The 5919-nt window shown below is 73.0% G+C and carries 4 protein-coding genes and 1 rRNA gene; 3 read left to right on the forward strand and 2 right to left on the reverse strand.

The features are described from left to right. Positions 1-178 precede the first annotated feature (178 nt). A complete protein-coding gene (locus tag VF746_22845) occupies positions 179-1600 on the reverse strand; it encodes a sigma-54 dependent transcriptional regulator (protein ID HEX8695268.1) in 1422 nt (473 codons plus the stop codon). 625 nt (positions 1601-2225) lie between these two features. Between VF746_22845 and VF746_22850 the strand changes: the two genes are divergently transcribed. From VF746_22850 to VF746_22860, 3 genes are all read left to right on the forward strand, one after another. Further along, complete coding sequence (locus VF746_22850; protein ID HEX8695269.1) at positions 2226-2714, forward strand: DinB family protein; 489 nt, start codon at positions 2226-2228, stop codon at positions 2712-2714. A gap of 15 nt (positions 2715-2729) precedes the next feature. Further along, positions 2730-3863: a sensor domain-containing diguanylate cyclase gene (locus VF746_22855; GenBank protein ID HEX8695270.1), complete on the forward strand. Its 1134-nt coding sequence runs from the start codon at positions 2730-2732 to the stop codon at positions 3861-3863. 599 nt (positions 3864-4462) lie between these two features. Continuing rightward, positions 4463-5377 carry a hypothetical protein gene (locus VF746_22860; GenBank protein HEX8695271.1) on the forward strand — a complete coding sequence of 305 codons (915 nt, stop codon included), beginning with the start codon at positions 4463-4465 and terminating at the stop codon, positions 5375-5377. A gap of 254 nt (positions 5378-5631) precedes the next feature. On the opposite strand, the gene rrf is transcribed toward VF746_22860, so the two are convergent. Then, positions 5632-5748: ribosomal RNA gene (gene rrf / locus VF746_22865) — 5S ribosomal RNA — on the reverse strand. Positions 5749-5919 lie beyond the last annotated feature (171 nt).

Genomic DNA, 5919 nt, shown 5'->3' on the forward strand with positions numbered 1-5919 from the left:
CCGTTGGGCACGGTCGTATCGTGCCCTACGGCGCGCGCAGCCCGGCCCGGAGCGCAGCGGAGGGACATGCCCAAACCCGGAAGTCGCAGTTCGGCAGTCTCCGGAATCACGGACGCAAAAAAGGGCCGGGGACGGCGCGAACGCCGCCCCCGGCCCTCCTCGATCGACGCTCGCCGCGCTACTCGTCGTCGTTGCCTTCCAGGTCGTACTTGGCCAGCATGCGGTGGATCGTCTTGCGGTCGATCCCCGCCGTGCGCGCCGCCTGCGAGATGTTGCCGTTGTGGCGCTTCAGCAGGTCGCGCAGGTACTCCTTCTCGAAGTCGGCGATGGCGTCGTTCTTGGCGTCGTGGAACGGCAGGTCGGCGCTGTACGGGGTCGCCGCCTTCCCGTTGGCGGCGCGCCGCTGCGACAGCTCCTCGGGCATGTCCTCGGGGAGGATCTCCTGCCCCGGCAGGCACATCGACACGATGCGCTCCACCACGTTCTGCAGCTCGCGCACGTTCCCCGGCCAGTCGTAGTCCACCAGCACCCGGAGCGCGTCGGCGCTGAAGCGCAGGTTCTGCCGCTCGTACTCCTGCGCGTAGCGGCGGAGGAAGTGCTGCGCCAGCGCCGGGATGTCCTCGCGCCGCTGGCGCAGCGGCGGCAGCTTCACCGGCACCACGTTCAGCCGGTAGAGCAGGTCCTGCCGCAGGTTGCCGTCGCGCACCGCGGCTTCCGGATCGCGGTTGGTGGCCGAGATCCAGCGCACATCGATGGGGATCTCCACCTCGCCGCCCACCCGGCGGATGCGCCGCTCCTGGATCACGCGCAGGAGCTTGGCCTGCAGCTCCATGCTCATCTCCGAGATCTCGTCCATGAAGAAGCTGCCGCCGCTGGCCACCTCCAGCAGCCCCCGCCGCTGCTGGTCGGCGCCCGTGAACGAGCCCTTCTCGTGCCCGAACAGCTCGCTCTCCAGCAGGTGATCGGGGAGCGCCGCGCAGTTGATGGCCATGAACGGCCGCGCCGAGCGCCGGCTGTTGGCGTGGATCGCCCGCGCGATCAGCTCCTTCCCCGTCCCGCTCTCGCCCGAGATGAACACGCTGGCGTCGGTGGGCGCCACGCGGCTGACCACCGAGAACACCTTCTGGATGGTGTCGCTGGTGCCGATGATGTTCTCGAAGCTGTAGTGCTTCTTGAGCTGGTCGCGCAGCTGCGCGTTGTCGCGCACCAGCTTCACCTGCTGGGCCGCCCGCCCGATCAGGATGCGCAGCTGCGTGGCCGTGAACGGCTTGGGGATGTAGTCGTACGCCCCCGCGCGGATCGCCTCCACGCTCGAGTCCACCGTGGCGAAGCCGGTGATCATCACCACCAGCGTCTCCGGCGCGTTCTTCTTGATCTCCTTGAGCAGCGCCAGCCCGTCCATGTCCGGCAGCATCAGGTCGGTCAGGACGATGTCGGGGCGGTGCCGCCGCACCACGTCGAGCGCGTTCTTGCCGCGCCCCTCGGTGTGCACGGTGTAGCCCTCGCTGGAGAGGATCTGGCCGCAGCTCTTCACCAGCAGCTCCTCGTCGTCGACGATGAGCACGGTGATGGGGACGTCGGGCTGCTCGGATTCGCTCATGGGAGTACGGGGGGTGGCGCCGAAGTGCCGGCTGGGTGCCCGGATGGGGACAGGCGCTGCCGCCTGCGGAATGGTGTGGACGCCGATGCCGCAACCGCCGGGGCACGCCGTCCGCAGCTTGGGGAGAATATGTCACACCCGCGGCGCGAGCGCCATGGTCATGAACACGACGCCCGTCGCGGTCGGCGCACGGCGCGCGCAAGTGCCTGTCAGCTCACGTGATCGGACGAAGACGGCGCCTGCGTCCGCCGTGACCCGCCGGCGGGTTCGGAGCCCGTCGCCCGCCGTTCCCGCCGCCGCCGCCCGCCCGGGAGGTCGCCGTCGGCCGTTCGCGCCGGGGCGCGGGTTCGATAGATCGCCCCTTCGGAGCGGGCCGGAGCGACCGTCGCCAGGCCGCCTGGACCTCGCGTGCCCCACCTCCCGCGCGCGGCCGTGGCGGGCGTGACCGCGCGCGGGATCACAAACCCTTGTTGAGGAACGGCCCGCCAGCGTAATATTCGGCTCTACCGGGACAAGTCCGCCCTGATTCGTCGCGAGCCCGCCTCCGCGCGCGGGCCGCCGTCCACCGTGCGCGTCCGCCCCGGCGGCGCGGCTCGCCTCCCCCGCATCCGGACCCGACCGCCCCATGCACCCCGTCGCCGCGCCGCTCGCCGCCGCTCTCGGCATGCACACGCGGCTGTACCTCAACTGCCTGGAGGGCGTGGACGACGAGGAGGCCGGCCGGCGCCCCGGCGAGCGGACCAACAGCCTGGCCTTCCTGGCCCTGCACCTGGTGGACTCGCGCCACTTCGCGGCCCGCCTGCTGGGCGTGGAGACGGTGGCGAACCCGTTCGCGGCGCTCCTGGAAGGCGTCTCCGGGATCGACGGGCTTGCCCGGCTCCCCCCGCTGGCGGAGATTCGTACCGCGTGGAGCGAGGTCTCCGCCGCGCTCGAGGCCCGGCTGGGCGCGCTCACCGCGGACGAGCTCGGCGCCCCCTCGCCCCAGCGCTTCCCGCTGGACGACCCCAGCGTGGCCGGGGCGCTCGCCTTCCTGGTCACCCACGACGCGTACCACGTGGGGCAGATGGCGCTCATCCGGAAGTACCTGGGCCACGCGCCGATGCGCTACACCTGAAGAGACCCGCCGCCCGTGGACCGTCTCCCCGCCGCGCTCGCCGAAGCCCCGCCCGAGTTCCACTCGGTGCAGGGGGGCGACCTCGAGCGCTTCCTGCAGCGCCAGAAGGCCTCTCCCGGGCTCCCCAGCGAGGTGGACCTGGAGCTGCAGCTGCGCACCATCCTGGAGAAGGCCCGCGAGCTGGTCCCCTCCGAGTCGGGCGCCATCCTCCTGGACGACCCCCTCCAGAAGGTGGACGACCGCGCGAAGAACGTGCTCTGCTTCGTCACCGCCTTCGGCCCCGGCGCGGCCACGCTCCCCGGCACCCGCGTCCCCGCCGCGCGCGGCGTGGCGGGGAAGGTCTACCGCACCGGCCACCCGTACCGGGCCGACGCCGTCTCCGCCGACGCCGTCTTCGCGCGCGAGGCGGCCGAAGGCGACGAGCGCCACTCCGTGCTGGCCGCCCCGATCGCCATCGGCGGCGCCGTGTGCGGCGTCATCGAGCTGATCGACCGCCCCGGCGGCGCCGCCTTCACCGAGCGCGACCTGGCGCTCCTGGAGATCTTCGCCGGCTACACCTCGTCCACCCTGCAGAACGCGCTCGACGCCAAGCGCGCCAACGAGCTGGCCCGCCGCGACGACCTCACCGGCCTGGCCAACGACCGCTGGCTGCACCACCGCCTGGTGGAGATGATCGCCGAGGCCGACCAGGCGGGCCGGCCCTGCTGCCTGGTCTTCTTCGACCTGGACCGCTTCAAGGGCGTCAACGACACCTACGGCCACCTGGCCGGCAGCCAGGTGCTGCGCGAGGTGGGCTTCCTGCTGCGCCGCACGGTCGACCGCGAGGGCGTGATCCTGGCCCGCTACGGCGGCGACGAGTTCGTGGCCGGGCTCCCGAACACCGGCCTGGACGAGGCGGTGGAGATCGCCGAGCGGATCCGCGCGGCCATCGAGGGCGGCACCTACATCGAGCGCGACCACGGCCCCGAGCTACGGGCGCTGCACCTCACCGGCGCCATCTCCGCCTCGCTGGGCGTGGCCGAGTACGTCCCCGGGCACTCCTCGGCCCCCGCGCACGTCAAGGAGCAGAGCCTCCTGCACCGCGCCGACACCGCCATGTACGCCGCCAAGGCCGCCGGCAAGAACCGCGTCTGCGTCGACGCCGGCTGACTGCCGCGTCGGTACTTCGCACTTCGCACCCCGCACTTCGCACTGCGGTTCTGGGCGTGTCCCTCCGCTGCGCTCCGGGCCGGGCTGCGCGCGCGGTAGGGCACGATACCACTGTGCCCAACCGCGCCGGGCCACCGCCGCCACGATACCCCCGTGGCGGCGGCGTCCCGGCCCTGCGGGCGCGCATCCCTCACGCAACTGCAGGGAACAGGGGACAGGGAACAGCCCCCGGACCCACTCGTAAAGTCCACCCTCTCCCGCTGTTGGGAGAGGGTTGCCGCTCTAAGGCGGCGGGTGAGGGCCCCCGCCGCCGCGCCGAAGTCCGCCGATGACGCCGGGTTCCCGCCTGGCTCGCCGCCGTCCCTCCTCCTCGCCCTGCACCGCCGCTGCCCCTGTCCGCCAGCGCTCGCGATCGCCCTCGCCGCCATCCTGGCGGGGTGCCGCGACACGCCCCCGCCGCCCCGAGTCGGCGCTCCAGCGGAGCTCGTCGCCACGCCGTTCGCCGGAAGTCCGCCCCACGCTCGCAACGTGTGGGACATGCAGCTCTTCGGCGGGCGCATCTACCTGGGGCACGGCGACCTATCCGCAACCGCGGCCCGGTGGCGCTCTGGTCGATCGACCCCGCCACGGGCCGGGTGGCCCCGGGCTACCGCACCGACGAAGAGCAGGTCGACGCGTTCCGCGTGCTGAACGGCGAGCTCTACGTACCCGGGACGGACCCCCGCGGCGGCTGGTCGCTCGGCAACTTCTACCGGCTGGAGCGCGGGGCGTGGGTAAAGCACCGCACCCTCCCGCACGCGCTGCACACCTTCGACCTGGCGTGGCACCGGGGGCGGCTCTTCGCGGCCGTCGGCGGCGGCGGCAGGCCCGGCCAGGCCACCCTCCTCGCCTCCGCGGACCGCGGCCGCACCTGGTCGGCCGCGACCGGCGAGGTCCGGCGCATGCTCGTCCTCTTCGAGCACGGAGGCGAGCTTTACGCCGCGCCCCGGCTCCGGACCGACCCGCACCCCGCCGCGGGCGAGCTGCTGCGGTTCGACGGCGCGCGCTTCGTCGGCACGGGCATCGGCGGCGCCCTGCTGCTGCCGGGCCTTCCCGACACCGCCGGGCGCATCCTCCGCCCGGTGGCGTTCCGCGGCGCGCTGGTGTACGTGGTGGCCGCCGGCGCCATCGACTGGAAGCCCGCCGCGCTCGCGGCCACGCGCACGCTCCGCGACGCCCGGAGCGTCGCGCTTCCCGACCCGGAGGCGGTTCCGTACGACCTCCTGGTGCGCGGCCCCCTCCTGTACGTGCTCGCGGCGGCGCCCGCGGCGGCCGGCGGGTACACGGTCCACGTCTACGCCACCGGCGACCTGCGGCGCTGGCGCGAGCTGTTCCGCTTCTCCGCCCCGACCTTCGCCCGCTCGTTCGAGGAGAGCGGCGGCGACTTCTTCTTCGGCCTGGGCTCCACGTACCGGGCGCCCTCCCCCGCCGCCGGCGCGATCCTGCGCGTCCGCCGCGCGAGCTACGCTCGCTGAACACCTCGGAAACGTACCGGCGGCAACGCCCCCCGCCCCCTCGTGCGAGACCTCCCCCGCCCGTCACGAGCGCAGCGAGGAAGTCCCTCTCCCGCGCAGCGGGGGAGGGACAGGCGCCTCGAGCGCCAGGGCGGGGGCCCCCGCCGCCGCGCCGAAGCCCGCCGAGCCCGCCGATCCAGACGCAGGAATCCCCCACGCACACAAACAGCAACGCCCGCCCGATTCAATTGAATCGAGCGGGCGTTGTTTAAGTGGGCCGGCGGCGCCGTACTCTCCCACCGGGTGGCCCCGGCAGTACCATCCGCGCAGCGAGGCTTAACTTCCGAGTTCGGGATGGGATCGGGTGGTACCCTCGCGCCATAGCCACCGGCCGTAGTTGGTGGCGAAGCAAAGACAGAGAAGCTGGGTGTGATGTCGGCGCGACTCGCGCCCTCCTGCATGTTCGGAACGATGGACCGGCAGGGGTGCTCGAAAGCACCCGATCGACCGGCCAAGCCTCACGGGCCCTTAGTACGGCTCGGCTGTAGCGCTCGCGCGCCCTG

The sequence above is a fragment of the Longimicrobium sp. genome, from assembly GCA_036389795.1.
In the GTDB taxonomy this organism is placed as follows: Bacteria; Gemmatimonadota; Gemmatimonadetes; order Longimicrobiales; family Longimicrobiaceae; genus Longimicrobium.

What these genes read in the sequence shown, in the direction of transcription:
- VF746_22845 (HEX8695268.1), bottom strand. Translation starts at nt 1,600, where the DNA reads ATGAGCGAATCCGAGCAGCCCGACGTCCCCATCACCGTGCTCATCGTC.
- VF746_22850 (HEX8695269.1), top strand. Translation starts at nt 2,226, where the DNA reads ATGCACCCCGTCGCCGCGCCGCTCGCCGCCGCTCTCGGCATGCACACG.